At 70.5% G+C, this 20,761-nt stretch carries 20 protein-coding genes; 5 read left to right on the forward strand and 15 right to left on the reverse strand.

Annotated elements, in window-relative coordinates:
* Positions 1 to 28 precede the first annotated feature (28 nt).
* Complete coding sequence (locus QFZ26_RS04140; RefSeq protein ID WP_307039521.1) at positions 29 to 508, reverse strand: DUF6121 family protein; 480 nt, start codon at positions 506 to 508, stop codon at positions 29 to 31.
* A gap of 88 nt (positions 509 to 596) precedes the next feature.
* Here QFZ26_RS04140 and QFZ26_RS04145 point away from each other — a divergent pair, with 88 nt between their 5' ends.
* Positions 597 to 1,358: a hypothetical protein gene (locus QFZ26_RS04145; protein ID WP_307039524.1), complete on the forward strand. Its 762-nt coding sequence runs from the start codon at positions 597 to 599 to the stop codon at positions 1,356 to 1,358.
* 27 nt (positions 1,359 to 1,385) lie between these two features.
* On the opposite strand, the gene QFZ26_RS04150 is transcribed toward QFZ26_RS04145, so the two are convergent.
* Together QFZ26_RS04150 and QFZ26_RS04155 are read right to left on the reverse strand one after the other, a co-directional pair.
* Positions 1,386 to 1,718: a hypothetical protein gene (locus QFZ26_RS04150; protein WP_307039526.1), complete on the reverse strand. Its 333-nt coding sequence runs from the start codon at positions 1,716 to 1,718 to the stop codon at positions 1,386 to 1,388.
* Positions 1,719 to 1,735: 17 nt separating this feature from the next.
* Positions 1,736 to 2,062 carry a hypothetical protein gene (locus QFZ26_RS04155; protein ID WP_307039528.1) on the reverse strand — a complete coding sequence of 109 codons (327 nt, stop codon included), beginning with the start codon at positions 2,060 to 2,062 and terminating at the stop codon, positions 1,736 to 1,738.
* A gap of 152 nt (positions 2,063 to 2,214) precedes the next feature.
* Between QFZ26_RS04155 and QFZ26_RS04160 the strand changes: the two genes are divergently transcribed.
* A complete protein-coding gene (locus QFZ26_RS04160) occupies positions 2,215 to 2,853 on the forward strand; it encodes a TNT domain-containing protein (RefSeq protein ID WP_307039530.1) in 639 nt (212 codons plus the stop codon).
* 17 nt (positions 2,854 to 2,870) lie between these two features.
* Here QFZ26_RS04160 and QFZ26_RS04165 read toward each other — a convergent pair whose 3' ends face one another.
* From QFZ26_RS04165 to QFZ26_RS18815, 4 genes are read right to left on the reverse strand one after another with little or no spacing between them, the layout of a single operon-like run.
* Complete coding sequence (locus QFZ26_RS04165; protein ID WP_307039532.1) at positions 2,871 to 3,389, reverse strand: Imm61 family immunity protein; 519 nt, start codon at positions 3,387 to 3,389, stop codon at positions 2,871 to 2,873.
* 9 nt (positions 3,390 to 3,398) lie between these two features.
* Positions 3,399 to 3,632, reverse strand: a complete 234-nt coding sequence (locus tag QFZ26_RS04170; RefSeq protein ID WP_307039534.1) for a hypothetical protein — start codon at positions 3,630 to 3,632, stop codon at positions 3,399 to 3,401.
* Between the two features lie 46 nt (positions 3,633 to 3,678).
* On the reverse strand, positions 3,679 to 4,323 hold the full coding sequence (locus tag QFZ26_RS04175; protein ID WP_307039536.1) for an immunity protein Imm33 domain-containing protein: 645 nt from the start codon (positions 4,321 to 4,323) through the stop codon (positions 3,679 to 3,681).
* Positions 4,324 to 4,380: 57 nt separating this feature from the next.
* Positions 4,381 to 7,374 (reverse strand): glycohydrolase toxin TNT-related protein, encoded by a 2,994-nt coding sequence (locus QFZ26_RS18815; RefSeq protein WP_373460747.1) that lies wholly within the window; start codon positions 7,372 to 7,374, stop codon positions 4,381 to 4,383.
* Between QFZ26_RS18815 and QFZ26_RS18820 the strand changes: the two genes are divergently transcribed.
* Positions 7,373 to 8,353, forward strand: a complete 981-nt coding sequence (locus QFZ26_RS18820; protein ID WP_373460748.1) for a pentapeptide repeat-containing protein — start codon at positions 7,373 to 7,375, stop codon at positions 8,351 to 8,353. The genes QFZ26_RS18815 and QFZ26_RS18820 overlap by 2 nt on opposite strands.
* Positions 8,354 to 9,716: 1,363 nt before the next feature.
* Here the strand turns inward: QFZ26_RS18820 and QFZ26_RS04185 are convergent.
* The 7 genes from QFZ26_RS04185 to QFZ26_RS04215 form a co-directional block, all read right to left on the reverse strand.
* On the reverse strand, positions 9,717 to 10,031 hold the full coding sequence (locus QFZ26_RS04185; RefSeq protein WP_307039539.1) for a hypothetical protein: 315 nt from the start codon (positions 10,029 to 10,031) through the stop codon (positions 9,717 to 9,719).
* Positions 10,024 to 10,689, reverse strand: coding sequence for a WXG100 family type VII secretion target (locus tag QFZ26_RS04190; RefSeq protein ID WP_307039542.1), 666 nt, complete (start codon positions 10,687 to 10,689; stop codon positions 10,024 to 10,026). Before QFZ26_RS04190 ends, QFZ26_RS04185 begins: the two co-directional genes overlap by 8 nt.
* A gap of 79 nt (positions 10,690 to 10,768) precedes the next feature.
* Complete coding sequence (locus QFZ26_RS04195) at positions 10,769 to 11,062, reverse strand: WXG100 family type VII secretion target (RefSeq protein WP_056010942.1); 294 nt, start codon at positions 11,060 to 11,062, stop codon at positions 10,769 to 10,771.
* A gap of 146 nt (positions 11,063 to 11,208) precedes the next feature.
* Positions 11,209 to 11,922 (reverse strand): hypothetical protein, encoded by a 714-nt coding sequence (locus tag QFZ26_RS04200; protein ID WP_307039544.1) that lies wholly within the window; start codon positions 11,920 to 11,922, stop codon positions 11,209 to 11,211.
* A gap of 24 nt (positions 11,923 to 11,946) precedes the next feature.
* Positions 11,947 to 12,564, reverse strand: a complete 618-nt coding sequence (locus tag QFZ26_RS04205) for an FHA domain-containing protein (RefSeq protein WP_307039546.1) — start codon at positions 12,562 to 12,564, stop codon at positions 11,947 to 11,949.
* A gap of 77 nt (positions 12,565 to 12,641) precedes the next feature.
* Positions 12,642 to 16,982: an FtsK/SpoIIIE domain-containing protein gene (locus QFZ26_RS04210; RefSeq protein WP_307039548.1), complete on the reverse strand. Its 4,341-nt coding sequence runs from the start codon at positions 16,980 to 16,982 to the stop codon at positions 12,642 to 12,644.
* Positions 16,983 to 16,998: 16 nt separating this feature from the next.
* Complete coding sequence (locus QFZ26_RS04215; protein ID WP_307039550.1) at positions 16,999 to 18,069, reverse strand: Ig-like domain-containing protein; 1,071 nt, start codon at positions 18,067 to 18,069, stop codon at positions 16,999 to 17,001.
* Positions 18,070 to 18,208: 139 nt separating this feature from the next.
* Between QFZ26_RS04215 and QFZ26_RS04220 the strand changes: the two genes are divergently transcribed.
* Entirely contained in the window at positions 18,209 to 18,871 is a 663-nt protein-coding gene (locus tag QFZ26_RS04220; RefSeq protein ID WP_307039551.1) for a hypothetical protein, read from the forward strand.
* Positions 18,868 to 19,623, forward strand: coding sequence for a hypothetical protein (locus QFZ26_RS04225; RefSeq protein ID WP_307039553.1), 756 nt, complete (start codon positions 18,868 to 18,870; stop codon positions 19,621 to 19,623). The genes QFZ26_RS04220 and QFZ26_RS04225 overlap by 4 nt, the downstream gene beginning before the upstream one ends.
* A 13-nt stretch (positions 19,624 to 19,636) precedes the next feature.
* On the opposite strand, the gene QFZ26_RS04230 is transcribed toward QFZ26_RS04225, so the two are convergent.
* The gene (locus tag QFZ26_RS04230; RefSeq protein ID WP_307039555.1) at positions 19,637 to 20,629 is read right to left on the reverse strand and encodes a hypothetical protein; all 993 of its coding nucleotides are present in this window, start codon (positions 20,627 to 20,629) and stop codon (positions 19,637 to 19,639) included.
* Between the last annotated feature and the right edge of the window lie 132 nt (positions 20,630 to 20,761).

The raw sequence follows: 20,761 nt of genomic DNA on the forward strand, positions 1-20,761 counted from the left end.
GCCGCACTGGCGCGCCGCGCGGCATCCCTCACTCCTCGTCGTCGCGCTCCCACGGCCAGCGGGGCCGCTCCATGCCCGCGTCGCGGCCACGTGCGACGAGCACCGCGAACGACGCCGTCAGCGCGGCGAGCGCGGGGATGAGCAGGCCGAACCATCCGATGCCGAAGCCGAGCCCGAACAGCAGCGCCGCCACCACCGTGTTCGCCGTGCTCGCGAGGGCGAAGCCGACGAGGGCGACCACGACGGCGGCGAGCCAGCTCCAGAGCGCCGCGAACACGACGCTCGGCAACATCCGGTCGGGGCGGCGAAGCGTGTGGGCGAGCGTGAGCAGCACGGCGACGACGGATGCCCCGACCGCTGCGGGCGCGACGAACCGGCCGGCCGCGGGATCCGCGATCACCTCCACGTCGCTGAGCAGGCTGACGAAGCCGAACGCGCAGACGACGAGTGCGAGGTCGAGGGCCGCGGCGAACGCGGCGACGATCCAGGCCGTGCGGCGCGGGTCCATGCTTCGAGCGTACGCCGCCGGCGCAACCGCCGAGCGCTGGGCGCGTGCGATCATGAGCGTCGAACCGACCGCTCTCGAGAGGCCCTGGATGCACCCCGACGAATCGAGTCCGCCCGCGCGATCGCAGCCGTGGCGCTACGAGGTCGCGCTCGACGTCGACAAGGTGCACACGGCGGGCCGCTGGAACTCCGGGTTCATCCTCGTGGGCATCGGGCTCCTCGCGATCTGCGTCAGTGCCATCTGGACCATCGCCGCGACCGGCGTCGGGTCGTGGATCCCGTACGTGTTCGTGGGCGTCGTCGCCGCGGCATCCGCTGGGCTCGTGGTCTCGAGCGTGCTGCGCAGACGGATGCTGCTGCTCCTCGTCGGCCGGTCGGCCTCCGCCTGCACGATCACCGAGCACGGCATCACGCTCGCGGGCGCGCCCGAGATCGCGTGGGGCGAGATCGAGTTCATCGCCGTGCTGAACGATCGGCCGCGCACCGACCGGCTGCGTGCGATCCCGCTGCTCGGCCGTCTGGGCGAACTGACCCTGAAGGCCGGCAACGGTTCGATCCTGTGCGAGATCGCGGTGCGCGACGGTGAGTCCCTGCGGCGCCGGTTCGACGATCGGGCCGCCGCACGGCGGGTGACGCTCTACGGGCGATGGCCCGACGGCCGCCGACGCGGCGTGTTGTCGCTGCTCCTCGACGCCGTGCTCTCGGAGACGGACACCGAGACGACCGTCAGGGCCGCGCTCGCGGCGGCGTCGGCGCACGCGATCCCCAGCACCGTGCACGCATCGACGCTCGCCAACCTGCGGTGGAAGGCGCCTCGACTGGACCCCGACTGGCCTCGACCCGCCGAGTAGCCGGCGCGTGCGCGTCGGTCGTGGGCGCTACCAGCCTTCGCAGCCGCTGCAGGCGAGGCTGACCGGGTACAGGCCGAGCTCGGGGTTCTTCAAGAGCGCCCACGCCTCGTCGCCCTTGTCTTCGGCGATGAGCGCCTCGGCGCGCCGGAGCATGGGCTCGGCGTCGCGATGCCAGGTGAGGTAACCGGATTCCTCGATGCCGGCGACGCCGTTCGCGAGGATGCCCTGCATCACGCGCAGCTTCTCGGTCAGCTCGGGGTAGTACTCCGGCCGCGCGTTCGCTCGCAGCCCAGCCTGCACGAGTTCGCGGATCGGTTCTCTGAGCTCGGCACAGCGTGCGGCGAGCGCGGGTTCCGTCATGTTCGCCCTTCCGGCCTCTACTCGAACTTCGACAGCGGGGTGCGCTGTCCTTCGCGGAATGCGTCGAGCCCGACCGAGATGTCGATCGCGGAGCCGAGGTAGAGCACGCTCGAGTCGGGGGCGACGAAGATCGTTCCACCGCCGCGCACGGCGCGTACGACCGCGACGCCCAATCCCTCAGGCAGCGGGACCAGGTTGAGCGGACCCGTGTCGGCCTCGCCCGCGTCGCGAGCGAGCTGCTCGAACAGGGTTCTGCCGGTGTCGGCCAGGGCACGCTCGTCTGGCGGCAACGCCTCGAGCGCGACGACCTGTGGCTTCCACTCGGCGGCACCTGATTCGGCCATGTCCGTTCCAACCCCTTCGAAACTGATTCTCGTGCGACCCGCGCACCACGCGTACGCGCACTGATGGGCACCGTAAGCCTGTCACTCACCATATCGCCATGGGCAGTCCTGCCCACCGCGGCCGACGCGGTCGAACGGCTATCGTTGACCCCATGTTCGAGGATCTCAGACGAGCGTTGACCGAGCGCGGATTCACGGCGCGCGAAGTGCTCCTGCCGGGCGATGGCCAGGAACCGCTGCAGGGCGCGCTTTCGCTTCGTCCGAGCGGCGACGGCTTCGAGCTCGTCTCCGTCGACTACGGGCGTGAGGCACCGCTCGGGCGCTGGGACGACGCCGAGCAGGCGGCACTGGGTCTCCTCGACTATGTGAGCCGGCCGCTCCCCGCCCCCGAACGGCCGAATGCGACCGCGTTCGCGATGCTCGGCGACGCGGCCTCCGAACACTACGACGAACTCCGTGGCCGCCTGGCCACCGGCGGTTCGCTGCTGATCGCCCTTCCGCCCCGCCTCGCGCTCGACCGCATCGGCGCCCTCGACGGCGTCATGCTGTTCCCGGCCGGCACCTCGGTCGAGCAGCGGGCGCTGCCGCCGAGTGCACTGGTCGACGGGGCATCCGTGCACCGCTTCGTGTCCGCGGCGGATGTGCTCGTGCGGGCGGAGCTCGTGCAGCCTTGGTTCGGCCAGCCCGGCGGCGGCCTGCGCTTCACGATCGCCGACGACTTCATCGGCATCCGCGACCTGGTCGTGACCGACCGGTTGCGGCGAGTCGAACTCCAGCCGGTGGCGGCATAGCCCGCACGCGACCTGCGTCAGCGGATCCTGAAGAGCGGTCGACCGCCCGGATCGAGCAGCGCCGCGATGAGCTCACTCTCGGATGCACGCACGTAGTGCGCGAGCATCACCGCCGCGGACGTACCGCCGCCCCCGGCGCGGAATCGCGCCGAGCGCCGAACGCCGTCGTCGACCCATGCGAGCTCGACTCCACTGCTCGCGGCCTCGTCGAGGCTGAATCCCGCCGGGAGGTCGCTCGACGCGGTTGGCAGCGCCACCGGTCGCAGCCTCAGGTGCGCTCGCACGCTCACGCCGATGAGCTGGATGAGGTTGGAGCGCACCACGGAGAGCGACTCGCTCGACACGATCAGGAGTGGAGCGGCGCTTCGCTCGGTCTTCTGGAGTTCGTATCGGTCGCCGCCCTCGACGATCTCGTAGAGCAGCTCCATGTTGCCGATGCGGAGCACCGCGTCACGCGGGGGGAACGTGATGATCCGGCCCTTCGCAGCGAAGGCGATCAGCTCGGCATCGTCACCGGCCGGGTCGGGTGACGTCACCTGCAGGCCTCAATTCCCCAGTGCGGATCGATGCGCCTCGCCGGCACCCGGAAGCGGAGGAGCGCTGGGCGGCTCGTCGATCTCGTCGAGGTAGGGGTCGCCGTCGAGCAGCCGGCCGAGGATCGGGTCGCCCTCGAGCGCAGTCCAGTGGTCGCCGTCCAATCGGAACTCGCCGAGCTGCGGCGAGACGGCGAAGATGCGAGCGCCGTTCGGCGTCTCTCGCGTGTAGAACCTGGTGCCCATGGATTGCACCCCTTCAGAGTAGTCGGTGGCCGGATGCCACAGAGGGTCAGAGCGGTCCTCGCACGACCACGCTCCTGGTCGAGAGGTCGATGATGGCATCGATTCGCGATGCGCTCACGATGGCGCCGTAGCCCTCCGGAAGGAGCAGTGCGCGCGCGATGTGCTTGTTGATGCCGAGCGTCTGGTACGCCGGCCACCGAACGAAGTCCTCCGCCGGTCGCTCCTCACTCGGCTGCGGGAAGACGTCGATGTACCATCCCGAGTCATCGGGGGCATCCCTCCGCGTCGTGCGGCTCATGACCAGCCGGTCGGCACCCTCGATGCCGCGATAGCACAGCACGGTGTCGCCGAACCGGACCGGAGCCGCCTCGGCGCCCTGCACCTCGCGCGCGAGGACCACCTGTCCATTGAGGACCCAGAGCGCGAGCGTGAGGTCGGTGACCCAACCGACGTGCTCGGGCGTCTTCGTCGCGAAGTCGGGCGCGGCCACGTCGAAGCGCCCCTCACCGCGGGCGATCAAGAGAAACGGCGCCCACCCGGCCTGGAGGCTGAAGCCATCACGGAGCTCGTCGGCATGCGACTCGAACAGGTCGAGGAGTGCGGATGCCTGCGACGCGAGGGTGTCTGCGGCGTTGACCGCGACGAGCGCCGAACCGATCTGCCGCGAGAACTCACTGATCTGGAGGGTCACTGACAAGTTCCATTCGCTCGGGGGGCCTGCTGAATGATGACACGATCCGTCGACACGTCAGCCACGCAGGAGCTCATCGATGTGAGCTTGCACGGCCGCCTCGGCCTGCTGCCCGATGCGAGACCATGCGGACACGATATGGGCTGGAACCGGCCCACGGCCGAGATGGCCACCGGCCGCGAACCACTCCGCGAACGTGCGCCCACCCTTCGACGAGTTCGAGCCGCCCTCGAGGCCGACGAAGTTGTCGGCGAGGTTCACGACCTCGAGCATCTGCTCCCACGTGAGGTCGCGGAAGCCCGGCATGTCGACGATCTGGACGAGCGGGTGGATGTGATCCGCCTCGAGGGTGGTCGCACTCACGTTCGTGTAGATGGGGTCGTGCCCGGGTGATCCCTGGTTGACCATCACCCGGAGCGCGGGCGTCGGCGTCTCGTCCCGCAGGGCCCTCGCGAGCTCGCGCCCGTTGAGTCCCTCGGTGGCAGACGAGTTGGGGGTCGACAGGCTGCTGGCCGGCGTCACGCCATCGCTTGCGGAGTCGATCCGCAGCTCGCGCTCGATGTCCGCCCGTACGTCATCGGGCAGCGGCGCATCGGTGAGCAGGCCGTTGCTGGCAAGCTCATCGTCGATGCTCGTGAGCAGTGCATCGATGTCGGCCGCATCGGACGGCTCGTCGACCTCGTGGGCGGCACCGTCGGAATCGTGCTCGGCAGCGCTGCCGCGTGGGCTGGGGGCGACAGGGGCGGCGCCTCGCGAGGGTGGGGTCACCGGGGGCGTGTGCGGCTGGTCGGCTTCCGCCCCCGAGATCGAGGCGACATCGGCCGGGACAGCGAGATCGGCTGCTGCTGCGAACATCTCAGCGTTCAGTCGCGCACGCACCTCGGCGTCGGTGCTCACCCGGTACTGCTCGTACAGGGTGTGCAAGCGGCCTTCTTTGAGCGCCAGCGACTCCGGCGTGTGGAACTGCAGCTCCACGCGCTGTCCGGTCGGGCTCGTGAGTGCGACGTTCACGCCCTGGTACGGGTTGCTGTCGACGAGCCAGTAGTTCTTCACCCGGACGCCCCAACCCTGGGTGCGAAGCGCCGAGAGCGTGTCCCGCACCGCACCGGTGTAGCCGGCGGCGTCGGTGCGGATCGTGTAGCGCAGCGCATCGGAGACGGCAGAGGCCGCTTCGGCCGGCGTGAGCCCGTCGACCGCGGCGTCGCTGGCGATCTTTCGCGCCAGTGAGTCGGGCGCCTTGAGCCGGAATTCGAGGCCGGCCAGTTCTCCGTCGACGGATGCCGCGAGCTCCTGCATCAACTGCGTCGTCGCGGGCTCGATGGCCGCCGCGTTCTCGCCGACGACCGCCGCTGCTTCGTCGACGGTGGCGGCCGTCGGGATCGATCGCATCGTCTCGCGCGAGGCGGTGGTACCGCCCTCTGCCTGACCCGCCTCCGATGCGGCATCGACTGGCGTGGGCGCCTCAGGGCCACTCGTTTCGGGTGCACCGGTTCGTGCGGGCGCCTCAGGAGCGACGTCCGGTGCCCCCGTGCCGGATGCCGGAGCCGCCGTGGGCGCCGCTGGCGGAGTGCCGTGAGTGTACCGGCCGTTGGCGCCATCGACCTCGGTGCGATGCAGCACGCGGTCGAGGACGAGCTGATCGACCGTCATCGGAGTGCCGTCGGCACCGAGGATCCGTACCTGCAGACCGCCACCATCACGTCCGAACGCCGGGGCGATCTCTGACACCTCGATGCGTACACCCTGCGGCAGGCGGCTGCCCATCTCGTAGATGGAGTACGCATCGCGCAGGTTGCTCGGCGGCAACGACCGCATCTCGAACGGGGTACCGGGGAACGACAGGAAGCCGCCCGACGGATCGCCCATTCGGTCGAGCAGGCTTCCGTAATCCGCGATGAACGCGTCCATGTCGTGGTACTCCACGAACGAGCCCTGCGTGCCTCCGTCGTTCCCGGGGTAGATCGGACGCCCATCCGCGTTCGTGTACCGAGCCTCCCACTCCGTGCGAGAGAACGGGGTGCCGTCGGTGTCGCGACCGTAGGGCGCTTCAGGATCGGTGATCAGGTGTGCGATCTCCGCCGGCACCGTGCCCGGGTGGGCGTACGGATCCGCAAGGGCGCCGCTCTCACCCGGCGCTCGCACGTCGCCATAGCTCGGGTCGATCGGATTCGTCACGCGATCGGGCACCCGCTGCCAGCCCGGCCCGTTGTCGGCGCCCGAGAATACCGGGTCGCCCATCTCGGGGGTCCACGGGCGGTCGGGGGCAGCAGTCGTCGGGGCATCCGTCGACTCGCCGCGACCGGTCGCGTCGGGCTGACCCGACTTGGGCGACCCGTCACCGTCGACGGCGGGCGTCGTGGCATCCGGAGCAGTCGAATCGACTCCAGGTGGTACCGGAGCGACGTGATCGGGGTGGATCGACGCGTCCCAGTTCGTCGCGTTCGGCTCGTGCGGAGGGAACGGCGTCATGGTGCCGTTCTGCGCGTCGAGCGTCCAGACCGTCGTGCCGTCGAAGTACGCGTTGAACCAGTGTCCGGCACCGGTCGAGCGGTCGACGCCCACGACGCAGTGCGAACCGGCACCCTGGGCGACGAGCGAGTCGATCACCTGCTGCGGCGTCATCGCGGTCTGCGGGAGGCCCGTGCGCGCCTCCATCTGCGGCGTGGACAACGTGCCCGTGGGCGCCTCGGTGACGGGCGAGCCGTTGAGCACATCGTTGAGGATCGACGAGGTGTTGCCGCAGTTGTTGTTGTACTCGCTCTTCGGATTGAGCGGGTCGAAGTTCGGGTTGATCGCCTTCAGCGCATCGAGGATCTGCTGCAGCGTGAGCTTCGTCGGCGGGTTCACCGGTGCCGTGGCGTCGGCTGCACCATCGGAGCCGTCGCCGGTGTTCGAGGTCGGCGCATCCGGTGCGACCGGCGCATCGCCGCTGCCCGAGTCGTTCGAGCTGCTGCCGTGAGCTTGGCTGTCGGCGCCTGCATCGGCACCGGTCGCCGGGCCGGGCTTGCCACCCTGAGTCGGCGACAAGGTGGACGGCTTCGGCAGCTGCATGGCGAGCACCGCCGCAGCAGCGCCGCCACCCACCGCGGCCGCAGCGGCCGCCTCGGCGTCGACGTCATCACCGTCGGCTTCAGCATCGTCGTTCGACGAATCGGCGTCTGCGTCATCGCCCTCGGTCGCCGGCGCCTCGGGGTGCGTGGGAGCGGCATCGTCGGCGGCGGGGGCGTCGGCGTCCTGGCCAGACGACGCGGGCGTCGTGCTCGTGCCCGTGCCTCCGGCTGCCGGCACCGCCTCGGGAGCGGATGCCTCAGGGGCCGAGGTCTCCGGAGCGGAGGTCTCAGGTGCCGAGGTCTCCGGAGCGGAGGTCTCAGGTGCCGAGGTCTCCGGAGCGGAGGTCTCCGGAGCCGAGGTCTCCGGAGCCGAGGTCTCCGGAGCCGAGGTCTCAGGGGCGGACGTCTCAGGGGCGGACGTCTCAGGAGCGGACGTCTCAGGAGCGGACGTCTCAGGAGCGGACGTCTCCGGAGCGGACGTCTCAGGAGCGGACGTCTCAGGAGCGGACGTCTCAGGAGCGGACGTCTCAGGAGCGGACGTCTCAGGAGCGGACGTCTCAGGAGCGGACGTCTCAGGAGCGGACGTCTCCGGAGCGGACGTCTCCGGGGCGGACGTCTCAGGAGCGGACGTCTCCGGGGCGGACGTCTCAGGAGCAGACGTCTCAGGAGCAGACGTCTCAGGAGCCGACGAGTCGGGAGCGGCGGGCATCTCGACGCTGGGGCCGCTGTCGCTCCCACCGGTGCCGGCGTCGCCGGTGCCCGGCGTCGGGGCATCGTTGCTGACGTCGACGGATGATCCGCCACCGCTCGTGTTCGACCCTCCACCGCCGGAACCGGGGGTGGGCGCGCCGTCACCGGGCACGCTGACGCCGCCGGGTGAAGCCGTCGTCACGGGCGCGGGTCCGCCGCTGCCGCCCGGCGTCGGGATCGTCGTCTGCGACGGGGAGCCGGCGTTGCCGCTGGTCGGGGTGCTCGTGTGACCACCGCCACCTCCGCCCGGCAGGAAGTGCATGCCGCCGCCCATGAGGGCGCCGAGCACCATGGCGCCTTCGTAGTTGCCCTCCTCGCCGAAGAGGGTCGCACCGGCGGCCGTGCTGAACGCACCGTCGGCGATGCCGCCGATGACGTTGCCGTGGAACGTGTCGGGGCCGTCGAGGTTGCCCGCGTTCGGACCGCGGCGTATGGCCGAGGCCGCGCCGCCGACGATCGCGCCGCCACCGCCACCGATCGCCGACGCTGCTGCGTTGCCCCAGACGTCTTGCGCCTGGTAGTTCGCATCGAACTCGCTGCCGGAGTTCAACCTGATCTGGTTCACCGTGAACGACGCGCCGGCGCTCGCGACACCGGCCGCGGCCGCCTCGTTGACCGCCCGTGCGAGCAGTCCCTTGAGTCGATTGCCGATGCGAGCTGCAGCAGACCCGATCGCGCGCATGATGCGGGCGAGATCCTTGCACTTGTCGACGATCTTCAGCACCCACTTGCCGACCGTGACGAGGATCTTCGCCGTCATCGCGACTGCACCGGCACCGAAGGAGATTGCGCCGAGGACCGCGCCGATCGCGATCTCGGCGATGATCTCGATCGCCATCTGCGCGAGGAACCACCGGATCTCGTGCCACGCCTGCTCGACGTTCTGCTTCATCTGGTCGACGTAGTCGCGCATGCCGTCGGCGGACTCGGCGAGCTCGTCGATCCAGTTTCCGAGCTTGTCGCGGGACTCCTGGATGCTCGCCTGCTGCGGCATCCGGAACCCGGAGACCGACCCGAGGTCGCCACGCACCGAGCTCGCGATCGGAACGAGTCCGCCCTGCAGGCTGCTCCACGCCGACGATGCGCTGTCGAGCTTGCCGGAGTCGGCACACGGCAACGGCACCCCGTACTCCCGGAGCTTGTCGAGCACGAAGTCCGCGAACTCCCCCAACGGCTCCTGCGGACCCTCGCCATACGACGTCGGCACCGACGCCGAGGGTGAGCCGAACGAGGGCCGCAACTCGGCGATGCCGCTCGACTCGGGGGCCTTGCCGGCGCCGACCAGCTGCACGCCGTCGTAGACCCGACCGGTGTTGTTCACCGCCGCCTCGAGCGATTCGACGAAGTCGGCAGCGAGACGCACGTTCTTCAGCGCCGAGACGGCGTACTCGTCGTAGCCCTGCCCGTCGGTGCCCTCGCCCTGCGCGAACACTCGCGCGGCCTCGTCGTCGCCCGCCATGTACGTCGTGCCGCGCAGCGAGCTCTCGCAGCTCTCGGCAGCGGCGCGCAGCCTGGTCGCGAGTCCCCCGAGGGAGCTCGCATCGAGTGCGAGCTGGGAAGCATTCAGTTGCACCGTGGTCATGATCGTCTGCCTCAGCTGCCCGGGATACTCGACTTGAGCGAGTTCCACATCGTGTCAAGATTCGTGATCGCGGTGTCGTACGCGGCCTGCACGACCTTCGCCTGCGCCTCGAGCTGCGTCGCCGAGGTGTGCATCGCCGACGCCGACGCCGCCCACGCCTCGAAGTTGCCGAGGAACGCGCCCATCGCCGGGCCCTGCCACTCGTTCGGCAGCATGTATGCGAAGACGCTCGCGCCCTGTCGCAACGCGTCGCAATAGTTCTTCAGCTCACCCATCGCGGCGACCAGCTGCGCCAGCTCCGCGACATCCGCCTGCTGCTCAGGCATCTTGCACCCCGCTCTGCGTCGCAGCCGACTCGGCCGAGTTCTCGGAATCGCCCTCGGCGGACGCCGCCTCGAGGCCCGCGCCGCCTTCAGGAGCCACGAACGGTTCGCCATCGGCACCCAACCGGAAGACCCCGGTGCCGATCTGGTCGTCGTCGCCATCGCCGTCGCTGTCACCGGGACCGCCACCCGTGGCCTGACCGCCGCCACGACGGCCGACCATTCCTCCGCCGAACTGCTCGACCTCGTCGTCGCCGGCATAGTCACGGCCGAAGAACTCGGCCATGTCCTCGGCCTTCTCCTCGCCGGAGGCGACGCGGGTGCTCAGTGGCGACGACGCCTTGCGTACCGCGGCGACCGTGGGAGCCGCCCCGTTGAACGAGGTCTTCACCCCGGTCTCGGTGCGGGTATAGGTGCCGTCTGCGGCGATCAGCTTCATCTGCAACGTCGACAGCGCCTGGCGCACCATCGCCGCCTGCGTCTCGAAGTTCGCCCACTCCTCGGCGAACTTGTCGGCGTCCAGACCACGCCACGTCGTCTGCGCCATCGACGTCACCGTCGAGGACACGCCGGCGAGATTCGCGTCGAACGTCGCGATCACGGTGCCGATGCGCCCGGCGACATCGCTGAGCGAATCTGCGCGAACCTTGAAGTAGACCATGCCAGTCCCCTAGAACCGTCGAGAAGCAATCAGGCGAAGAGAGATGCCGACGCACACCGTGCGCCGGCATCCGCACGGATCAACCGTTGAACGTGCCCGCGATCGCGTTCTCGCTGTCTTCGTACGACAGCGCCGCCTGGTTCAGCAGGTCGCTGATGCCCTGCAGGGACTCCTTCAGCTGGAGACCGGCCTGGTCCCACTGGGAGTACAGCTCGTTGAAGCTCTGCGACGCCGTGCCGCTCCAGTCGCCCGAGATCAGCCCCTCGACGAGGGACTTCAGGTTCGACAACTGCGACTCGATGGACTGCGAGCCGCTCGAGAGCTGGCCTGCGACGCCCGCAAGCGAGTCCGAAGTAACGCGGATTTCCGCCATGATTTCCTCCGTGGATCAACTGGGAACAACCGGATGCCGTGCCAGCTCCGCGACATCCGCGATGCCTCCGGCTCACCCGACTCCCTGAACGCTACCCGATGAGGGGAAATGAGCACATGGGGATCGCTCCCCATGCGCGACGCTGCTCAGACCGAGGCGCCGTCGTCGTAGCGAACCGCGACGCCACGCGCAGCGGCAACCGTCTCGACGGCGCGGAAGGCGTCGTGGAACGCCGTCACCGGCAGGGCGGCGCCGAACGGCAGCCGGAGCACCGCACGCCCGCCTTCGTCGCGAACCATTCCGGATGCCGCGCCCGAACGCTCAGCTGCACGGGCACGGGCCGCGTCGTGCAGCGTCACGAGCACGTCCATCTCGCTCTTGCCGCCTCGCATGCGCAAGTGGAAGCCGAGGACGCGGCCGTATGCCCCGGGCGTGCCGCGGAACACCCCGTCACCGGAACGGCGGTCGCGGAACTCGATCTCGCGAATCTCCGTCCAGTCGACAGGTCCGAACGCGCCGAGCCCGACCCGCTGCCCGTCGACGGCGAGCACGACCCCGTCGTCGCCAACTGCCTGACGGAGATTGCGCCGCCACCGGTTCACCGCCGCAACCATCGCGACCAGCACCGCCAAGCCGAACAGGATGAAGAAGATCGCCGGCAGGGAGGTGTTGGAGTCGGGTTCGCGGCCACCCGAGATCGACGAGACCAGACCCCACGTGCCGAGCGCGACGATCGCACCTCCGACAATGATGCCGAGGGTCAGCGCCTGCCCCTGCGCCCGGCTCGCGACCCCTGCCCGTTCGGTCGGCACCCGGAAGTCGGACGCTCCGGATGCCACCGGTGGATGCTCACTCGCCATGCCTGCCATCTTTCCAGACCCTCGCTAGACGGCCGGGCGGAGCTCGAAGCTGAGGTCGCCGACCCACACTCGATCGCCCGGCACGACCTCGACGGGAGCACCGGCGCCCTGCAGGGGAATCTGCTGCCCGGCGCGCTCGATGCTCGAGCCGTTGCTGGAACCCGCGTCGGCCACGGTCATGCGACCGGCCTCGAGGGCGAAGTAGAGGTGCACCCGCGACACCGACCGCGTGTCGTCGAGCAACTCGATCGCCTGCGCGCCCGTGGCGGCGGCGGTCTGGCCGGGCTTGCGGCCGATGACCGCCGTGCCGCTGACGACGACGCGCTGGCCGGTCGAGAACGAGAGCTCGACCTTCGAGAGCGCCACACCTCGGACCTCGGCGGATGCGGCGGACGTCGGCTTCTGCTCGCTCGCCTGGGCCTGCTGCCACGGCAGCAGCGACGGCAGCGGCACCGGCTCGATCGGACCCCGCGAGGTCGCTGCAGACGCGCCACCGGCGGGCCGCTGCGGAGCCGGGCCACCCGAGTACGGCGCCGGCGGACGACTCGACGACGACTGCGGAACGAGCTGCCCGCACGAGGTGCAGAACATGCTGTTCGGCTGCAGTGTGGCATCGCAATACGCGCAGCGTGCAGAGACCACGGGGCATCACCTTTCGAGTACACGGACCGCAACGGCGGCCCAGTCGAGTCTACGGTCGATGGAGGACACCGAGCCGGTCACTGCCTGACGTCGGGCACGCGCGCGGGCATCCACCCGCTCGGCGTCGTGAACACGCCGCCACCGGCGGGCGCCTGCCCGAGCATGAACTTGGGGATCGGTGCACCGACGGCCTGGGTGCCGACCATGGCCGCCCCCGGCCGGAGCACGAACGCCCGCCGCGCCTTCTTCGCCTCGACGAACGGCCCGCCGAAGAGCGTCGACAACGAGTCGGTGTCGGCGGCGACGATGAACGTCGCCCGATGCTTGATGCCCGTCAGCGCGTGCTCGATGGGTGCGTTCTTGAACTGCTCCGCGTCGTCGACGACGACGGTGACGCGGCCGTCGAACGGTGCGAGGATCTCGTCGAGTTGCGCCGGTTGCGTATCGGCAGCGCTGATGACCGGGATGCCGGAGCGCTCGGCGAGCTCGGTCAGCACCGAGGCGCGGGGCGAGACGACGAGCAACGGCTCCTTGCGCCAGGCGAGCTGGTGCACGATGGCCGCGAGCGTCGAGGACCGCCCGGATCGCCGGTCGCCGGTGACGACGAAACCGCCGTCGCCGGGCCAGTCGAGCGTGAACTTCGACAGGCGGTCGCCGCCGATCGCCACGACGGGGCCGTCCTCGCCGCCGCCGTCACCCAGTGGGAGCTCGTACGCCGCGGTGAGCGCCATGTATCCGGGCAGGGGATCGACGCGGAACGGCTGGGGCAGCTCGGCGAGCTGCGGGAACTGGTCGAAGTGGTCGCGGACGTGCTCGATCGTGCGGCGCAGCGCCGTGGTCTGCGCTTCACCGCTCGTGTCGCGCACCAGCACGGCGAACTGGGCCTCCGAGCCGTTGGCGCCCCAGAGCGCGCGTCCGGCCGGCAGGTTCAGCGGGACATCCTTCGCCATGACTCCCGCGGTGCGGTAGTCGTTGATGTCGCGCATCGGAAGCACGTACTGCTCGTCGATGAACGACGAGACCTTGTCGCCCGAGATGCCACGGTCGCCCGTCATGACGACGCGCACGCCCACCGCCGGACCCTCGCGGAGCACCCGCATGAACTGCTCTCGGAACGCGACCAGCTGGTCGGGGTTCATGGTCGAGCTCATGCGCTCCCAGCCGTCGACGGCGAAGATCGCGTACGGCAATGCCGTCGTGGGGTCGGCCTGCGCGCGCTGTTCGTTGATGTGGCCCACACCGGCGCTCGAAAGGGTCGCCTGGCGAGTGGCGAGCTCCTCGAGCACGCGCTGCATCAGGCGTGGCAGCCGGTCGCCGTCGAGCTGCGTGACCACCGCGCCGCATTGCGGGGCATCGGCGAACGGCAGCAGCGCGCCGTTGCCGAAGTCGCTGATGTAGAGATGGAGGTCGGCCGGCGTGAATCGCTGTACCGTCTGTGCGAGCAGCGTCCGGAGGGCGGTGGTGCGTCCCGACATCGACCCGCCGAGGAACAGGATGTGCGAGCCGTTCGCGACGTCCCACGTCAACGGCCGCTGGGACTGCTCGCCCGGGACGTCCTCGAGCCCGAGCAGGAGCTCGGTCGGCTTCAACGGGGTGTCGGCGAGCTTGTCGAGGGGAAGCACGGCGGGAAGCGGAAGGAGCCACGGCGACGGGTTCTTCGCGATGCCGAGGCGGTTCGTCGCCTCGGTGATGACGTCGACGACGGCCCGCAGATCGGTGTCGTCGTGATCGCGGTTCTCCTCGTGCTGGGACGACGTCTGCGGATACCTGACGGGGAAGCCGAGCGTCTCCCATTCGATCTTGGCCGCGGGCGGCAGCACCTTGACGACGCGCTGGACGCCGGGCCGGATGCCGGCCACGCGCGCGGTCTGGAATCCGCTCGGCGCCGCGCTCGGCCCGAGCCGCACGAAGCCGCGGCCCGGTGTGGATGCGCTGATCAGCGCGGCCTCGCCCGAGCCGAGGATGTCGGAGGAGTCCGAACGGTCGGTGACGCGCAGCGCGACCCTGAGGTTGATGTTCGACTGCATCTCGGCCGTGATGACACCGGCCGGTCGCTGCGTCGCGAGCACGAGGTTGACACCGAGCGAACGACCGACCCGCGCGATGCGCACGAGGCCGTCGATGAACTCGGGGAGCTCGGTCTTGAGCTCGGCGAACTCGTCGATGACGATCATGAGGCGCGCCAGGCCGCGCTGGGCGGCGGTCTCTGCGTCCTTCGCCCAGGCCGCGTCGACGTCTTTCGCGCCCATGTCGCGCAGCACCACCTCGCGGCGCTTGAGCTCCGCATCGAGCGAGGCGAGTGCACGCTCCGTCTCGCGTGCGTCGAGGTTCGTGACCATGCCGACGGTGTGCGGCAGCCGCTCGCAGTCGGCGAACGCGGAGCCGCCCTTGTAGTCGACGAGCACGAAGTTCAGGGCGTCTGGCCGGTTGGCGAGCGCGAGGCTCACGACGAGGGCTTGGAGGAACTCGGACTTCCCGGAGCCGGTCGTTCCGGCGACGAGCGCGTGCGGCCCGTCGCGTGAGATGTCGAGCGCGAACTCGCCGTCGGCATTGGCTCCGACGACGACGAAGGTGTTGCGCGGCTGCTTCGCCCAGCGCTGCATGATGGGTGCCGGGTCGTCGAGGTCGATCTTCAGCAGGTCGACCATGCGCACGCTCGTCGGCAGCATCGCGTCGTCGCCGACGCCGCTCACGTGCTGGATGGAGCACAGGCTCCGAGCGATCCGTTGTGCGAGCGGCAGCGAGACCCCGTCGAGGAGCACCGTCGGGTAGTACTCCTTCCCGGTCTCGAACCGGGCGAGGGCGGGGTCGGCGGGATCGACCACGACGACGCTCGTCGCTTCCTCCGGCAGGCGGGCCCGCTCGGAGTCGAGCGCGATCACGTGGATGCCGTGGGCGGCGCCGTGCTCGAGCAGCGGCACCATGCCCGGGAGCATCCGGTACTCCCGTGCGCCGTCGACGACCACGAGGATGTCGGAGGGACTGGCTGCCCCGCGCTGGCCGGCGGCGCGCATGCGATTCTCGAGCGTGACCGCGATCTCGCGGAGTCGCTCGCGACGGGTGTCGTCGGTGTTGCCCAGCATCGCCGGGACCGAGCTGCTGGCCTGCACGTGCGGGAGCCACTGGGTCCAGCCCCACTCGGCGTCGGCGTCGGCGTCGCAGATGACGATGAGCTCGGCGTCGCGCGGGGAACGCAGTGCCGCGAACGAGGTGAGCATCGCGCGAGCGAGGCTGCGCACGGCATCGGCCGGGCCCGCGATGCCGACGACGCCCTTGCCGAGGTCGGCGGCCACCGGTTGCGGCGTGACGCCGACGCTCCCCTGTGTCGTGCGATCCTTGCCGCCGCCCTCGAGGCGCACATCGAGCTCCACCTCGGTGACGCCGACGCGGATCTGGAGCGCGTCGTCATCGTTCTTGCGCCGTTCCCAGAGGCGAGCCAGCGGCCGAAGGGCGATGTCGGCGATGATCACGGGGTCGGGCATGCGATACCAGCCATCGAGCCGCTGCGCCTTCGCGAGGTCACGGATGCGACGCTCGGCCACCTTGACGTCGGCGATCCACTGCTTCTCGGTCTTCACGCCCTTCTTCTTCGCCATCTTGCGGTTCGCGATGAAGGAGCCGACGACCATGATGGGACTCGCCGCCGCCATGAGCAACATGATGGGCCGGGCGAACACGATCGCCATCGTGACGCCGAGCACGACCGGGATGATCGCCGAGAGCCAGGGCATGGGCGACTGGTCGGGGTCTTCCGGCTTGTCGCCGGGCAGCATCACGACCGGCTGCGCCTTGGACGGCTGGATCCGCGACGGGCGGTTGAAGCCGCGGGCACCGAGCGCATCGCGGGTGAGGTCGGCGTCGGAGCCGGGCGCCATGCCGAGCCGGAACATGCTGTTGCCGAGCTGGAAGAGGTCGGCCGGCACGAGCGTGACCGAGCCGTCGACGGTGTCGCCGTTGACCCAGATCGGAGCCCCGGCGACGGCGGGCGCGAGTGTCGCGGAGAGCGGCGCGGGACGCCCGTCCTCGACCGGCGCGGGGACGTCGAGGCTCAGAACGGCGTGCTGCGGCGCGAGCGAGGGATCGGAGATCGCGAGGTGCGCCGTCGGAGCACTGCCGATCGTGACCGCGACCCCGAATGAGAGGGGGATGGTCTCACCGGCGAACGGGCCGCCGACGACCTCGAGCCGGAGCGTGCCGGGCTCGGGACCGTCGTGGTCCTGCGCCGGGATCGTCGCTCCCGAGAGCAGCGCGGATTCACCGAAGGGCGTCGTGGCGGTCGAACGAGGGTCGAGCGCGGAGGGCGCGACACCCAGCGACTCGGCGACCTCGCCCACCGTGGTGGCCTCGTCGACCTTGAGCAGCCACGATGCGGGCTCTCCTTGCGCGACGGGCGCGCCGATCGTCAGCCGAACGGTCATGGTCCACACCTCTCACTCAACGCGCAGCCCCCACTCCATCGAGTGTCTCGATGAGCGGGCTGAAGATCCCGTCGTCGCCGCCGGATCCGGGCTCGACCGGCACCCGGGGAACGATCATCGAAGGTACGCCATCGTCGCCACGCTGCACAGCCGAGGCGGGAACGAGCCCCGCAGGCGGCAGTTCGGACGAGTCGCCGACGAGCGTCACCGAGCCGGTCGCCTGCTCACCGTTCGCCGTGGCGACGTGGTAGCTGAACTGGTCGACGGATGCTCCGGACGGAATGTAGATCGCCGTGCCGTCGGATGCGCAGACGACCGTGCCGTGCACGGCGGCACCGCATCCGAGGAAGTGGAGCTCACCGGCATCCATGCCGAAGACCAGTGGACGCAGGTCGACCGCCTGCTGCTCCGTGCCCTCGACCGCGGCGAAGACGCTCGTGGCGACGAGTGCGGCAACGGGGCGGTACACCGGCACGTCGATCGTCGCATCGGGTGACCAGGCGCCGTAATCGTCGGCGAACCGCACGACGATGCCCGCGCTGCCGGAGTACGCGGCCGACGGCCGGAACACGAGGTGCGTGCCGGTCGCAGCCGCAGTGCCGGCCGACGGGGGCTCGACCGCGACGACGTCGAGTGCGCCGCCATCGGCGCAGACCGGGCACTCGATGCCGAGGTCGCTCAGCGGGAGCATCACGGTGGATCCCGCTGCAACGGGGAACCCCACCGGACCACCGGTGACCGTCGGACGCTCGGGGGGCGCGAGGGTCACGGTGTAGTGGAAGACGACCGAGGTCGCGCCGTTGGACTGCGGGACCGGGACGACGGTCGCTCCCGCCTCGGGGTCGTAGGCCGTCGCTGTGAGGGTGAGCTTCGTCGACTCGCACTCGGTGACGAGCGCCGTCGCGGCGCGCGGCACCGCGCAGTCGGAGATCTGCCAGCCCGAGCCGGGCTCGATCGTCGTGGTGCCGAGGTACGGCACGGCGACCGAGGTCAGGCCCTCGTCGGTTTGCGCGGCATCCGCTCGCGGCCCCTGTTCGACCACGGTGATGGAGGCGATGAGCGCGCACAGCAATGAGAGGCTGCCCATCAGGGCATGGCGGCGTCTCGCTCTCGCCACTGGTCTCCCGTCGTCGCGCACGAATCGTGCTCCGGCGTCCGGGATACCATGGTACGCGGTCGGCCGGAACGGCTGTACAGCACGGCACCGCGAAGCACGAAGGGAACCGATGTCCGACTCTTCACGTCGCCGCGATTTCCGGAGCACCCTCAAGCAGCACGAACGCCTCGCCTCGACGCCGGATGCCGCTGCGCTCGCGTCGTCGGCCGCGCCGAGTGTCATGCCCCCTCCTGCGCCGGCCGGCGCTCCTCGTGCGTCCATCGGCACCGCCCCGGGCCAGCCCGCCCTCCGATCCTCCGCCGGCACGCGACCTCTCGGCACCGCCGGCTCCGTGCTGCCCGAGCTCGCCGAGGCCCCGCAGTCGGAGCGCAAGTGGTGGCGGCATCCGGCGTTCATCGTCTCGATCGCTCTCACCGTGCTCGCCCTCGCGGGTGCGGCGACCTGGTTCATCGTCTCCGCCGTGACCGATGACTCGGTCGCGGTCAGCGCACTGGGCCTGCAGATCGACGAAGGCAATGCGCACCTCGACTGGAGTGGACCCGACGCCGCCTACAGCCTCTATGCCGTGCACGGCAACGGCGACGTCGTCGACCTCACGCAGTTCGTGCGCGGAGGCACCGAGGCGTGGGTGTACTCGGCCGCGGGCCTCTACGAGAGCGATACGTGCTTCGTCGTGCGCCCGACCGCGGTCGGCGGCGACGTCGCACTCGACGCCGCGACCCTCGCATCGCAGCGCGCCCGGAGCGTCTGCGTGGCCGACGCGTCGTCGTGAAGCGTCACCTCGCGCTGCTCGCGCTCGTGGGCGTGGCGCTCACCGCGTGCAGCGGGCAGCCCGCGGATGCCCCGCCCACACCGTCCCACCTCGCCCTCGACCGGCTCGGTGACGAGCCGGCATCCGGCAACGGGCTCTGGCTGCTCGGGGGCGGCGACGCCGCCGACGAGATCGAGCGCGCGGTGGGCGACGCCGGCACCGTGACGTACTCGGGCGAGTTCACCGAGCTCACGCCCGGCACCGCCGGGGCTGAGCCGAGCCCCGGGCGCACGCTCCGCGTCGAGTACACCGGCCGGCCCGACCACTATGCGGCCACGATCGAGACCGGCGCGCTCCGCGCCGAGGTCGTGGCCGTCGACGGTCGCACCTACCTGCGCGGCAACGCCGCGTACGCCGCACATACCGGCATCGCCGAGGTGGAGCAGGGATTCGTGTGCGCCGTGTCGGGCGGGTCGCTCGTCGAGGAGTGGGCGCCGTTCCTGCACCCGCGAGAACTCGTCGCCGACCTGCTCGAGGCGAGCGCCACACTGACGGTGCAACCGCCGCAGGGCGACGCCCAGACCCTCGATGTCGTCGTCGGCAGCGCCGACGCACCCGCCGGCGTGATGACCGTGCAGCGCACCGGTCCGCCGCTCCCGGGAGCGTTCACCGCGGGCGACTCGACCGGCAGCGGCTCGTTCACGTTCTCTGCGTGGGGCGAACAACCTGATGTTGCCGCACCGACCGATCCGGTGCGTGCGTGCGGCTCCTGAGCTCGACGAACGCCTAGCGCTGCACCTGCGGGCCGGCCGCGAGTTCGCGGTCGTACTCCTCGCGCGCGAGCCGGTTGCGCTCGGTGACGGAGCGCCCGCGCGCCGCGATCCACCCGCCCAGCCAGATCGGGATCTCGTGGGCGATGACGAACGCCGCGATCGCGAACGGGTCGAGCCAGCGCTGTCCGATGAACTCGCCCGCCTGCTCGGCAGTGCGCGTCCACGCCTCGACCGTGAGCAGCGCGCCCCCGATGTAGGAGAAGTACACGAGCACCGCGACCAACAGGCTGAACACGGCGTACGACCACCACGGGCCGCGATTGACGATCACGGCGAGCAGCGCGAACCCGATGAAGAACGCGGCGACCGGCACCCAGAACACGGGCTTCACGAGGAACTCCGTGAACACGGCGTTCGCCTCGCCCGCGTTGCCCTGCGCGAGCAGCAGCAGGTAGGCGACCCCCGCGTACAGGAGCGCGAACAGCACGGTGCCGAGGAGGGCGACGAGCGCGCCGAACCCACGGTTGCTGCGCATCTTCGGAGGGGTCGGCGCCTGAACGTAGATCGTCTGCTGCGCAGGCTGCGGCGCGATGTAGGGCTCGGGCTCGTCGGCGAGCGTTGCCGCCCCGGCCGTGGTGCCCGCGGCCACCGTCGCGGCCGGCACGTACGTGTCGCGGCGCACCGCTTCGGCGGGGACGGGCGCGGGCGTGTCCGTGGCCTCGTCGATGCCATTGGCCTCGGATGCCGCGGCGTCGGCGTTGGCTCGTTCGACCGCCGCGTCGAGTCGTGCGGTGGCCGCGTCAGGGGCCTCGTCGTCGGCCGGTGGCGCAGGCTCCGGCGTGGTCACGTCGGCGGCTCGTGCGTCGTCGGGCGCGGCGTCGTCGTATGCGTCGCCCACCTGGGGCTCGTCGGGCGCAGGCTCGGGCGTCGGCGCGGGAACCGCAGCGTCGTCGGCTGTGGTGTCGTCGTGGCGCTCCGGATCCGCTCCGGGAGTCGTGCTGCTCATGATCGCGCTCCTTCCGGGCACCCACGTACCCGCGATGGCCCAAATGTAGCAACCAGCCGCCGCCCGGGCCGGGAGCCCGCGCCGGGCGAGCTCACCGAAACGTCCCACGCATGAACGACGAAGGGCCCCGGA

The organism is Agromyces ramosus, from assembly GCF_030817175.1.
In the GTDB taxonomy this organism is placed as follows: domain Bacteria; phylum Actinomycetota; class Actinomycetes; order Actinomycetales; family Microbacteriaceae; genus Agromyces; species Agromyces ramosus_A.

What these genes read in the sequence shown, in the direction of transcription:
- QFZ26_RS04140 (WP_307039521.1), bottom strand. Translation starts at nt 508, where the DNA reads ATGGACCCGCGCCGCACGGCCTGGATCGTCGCCGCGTTCGCCGCGGCC.
- QFZ26_RS04145 (WP_307039524.1), top strand. Translation starts at nt 597, where the DNA reads ATGCACCCCGACGAATCGAGTCCGCCCGCGCGATCGCAGCCGTGGCGC.
- QFZ26_RS04150 (WP_307039526.1), bottom strand. Translation starts at nt 1,718, where the DNA reads ATGACGGAACCCGCGCTCGCCGCACGCTGTGCCGAGCTCAGAGAACCG.
- QFZ26_RS18820 (WP_373460748.1), top strand. Translation starts at nt 7,373, where the DNA reads ATGGCGAGCACCGCCGCAGCAGCGCCGCCACCCACCGCGGCCGCAGCG.
- QFZ26_RS04190 (WP_307039542.1), bottom strand. Translation starts at nt 10,689, where the DNA reads ATGGTCTACTTCAAGGTTCGCGCAGATTCGCTCAGCGATGTCGCCGGG.
- QFZ26_RS04230 (WP_307039555.1), bottom strand. Translation starts at nt 20,629, where the DNA reads ATGAGCAGCACGACTCCCGGAGCGGATCCGGAGCGCCACGACGACACC.
- QFZ26_RS04185 (WP_307039539.1), bottom strand. Translation starts at nt 10,031, where the DNA reads ATGCCTGAGCAGCAGGCGGATGTCGCGGAGCTGGCGCAGCTGGTCGCC.
- QFZ26_RS18815 (WP_373460747.1), bottom strand. Translation starts at nt 7,374, where the DNA reads ATGCAGCTGCCGAAGCCGTCCACCTTGTCGCCGACTCAGGGTGGCAAG.
- QFZ26_RS04215 (WP_307039550.1), bottom strand. Translation starts at nt 18,069, where the DNA reads ATGGGCAGCCTCTCATTGCTGTGCGCGCTCATCGCCTCCATCACCGTG.
- QFZ26_RS04220 (WP_307039551.1), top strand. Translation starts at nt 18,209, where the DNA reads ATGTCCGACTCTTCACGTCGCCGCGATTTCCGGAGCACCCTCAAGCAG.
- QFZ26_RS04195 (WP_056010942.1), bottom strand. Translation starts at nt 11,062, where the DNA reads ATGGCGGAAATCCGCGTTACTTCGGACTCGCTTGCGGGCGTCGCAGGC.
- QFZ26_RS04155 (WP_307039528.1), bottom strand. Translation starts at nt 2,062, where the DNA reads ATGGCCGAATCAGGTGCCGCCGAGTGGAAGCCACAGGTCGTCGCGCTC.
- QFZ26_RS04160 (WP_307039530.1), top strand. Translation starts at nt 2,215, where the DNA reads ATGTTCGAGGATCTCAGACGAGCGTTGACCGAGCGCGGATTCACGGCG.
- QFZ26_RS04210 (WP_307039548.1), bottom strand. Translation starts at nt 16,982, where the DNA reads ATGACCGTTCGGCTGACGATCGGCGCGCCCGTCGCGCAAGGAGAGCCC.
- QFZ26_RS04170 (WP_307039534.1), bottom strand. Translation starts at nt 3,632, where the DNA reads ATGGGCACCAGGTTCTACACGCGAGAGACGCCGAACGGCGCTCGCATC.
- QFZ26_RS04200 (WP_307039544.1), bottom strand. Translation starts at nt 11,922, where the DNA reads ATGGCGAGTGAGCATCCACCGGTGGCATCCGGAGCGTCCGACTTCCGG.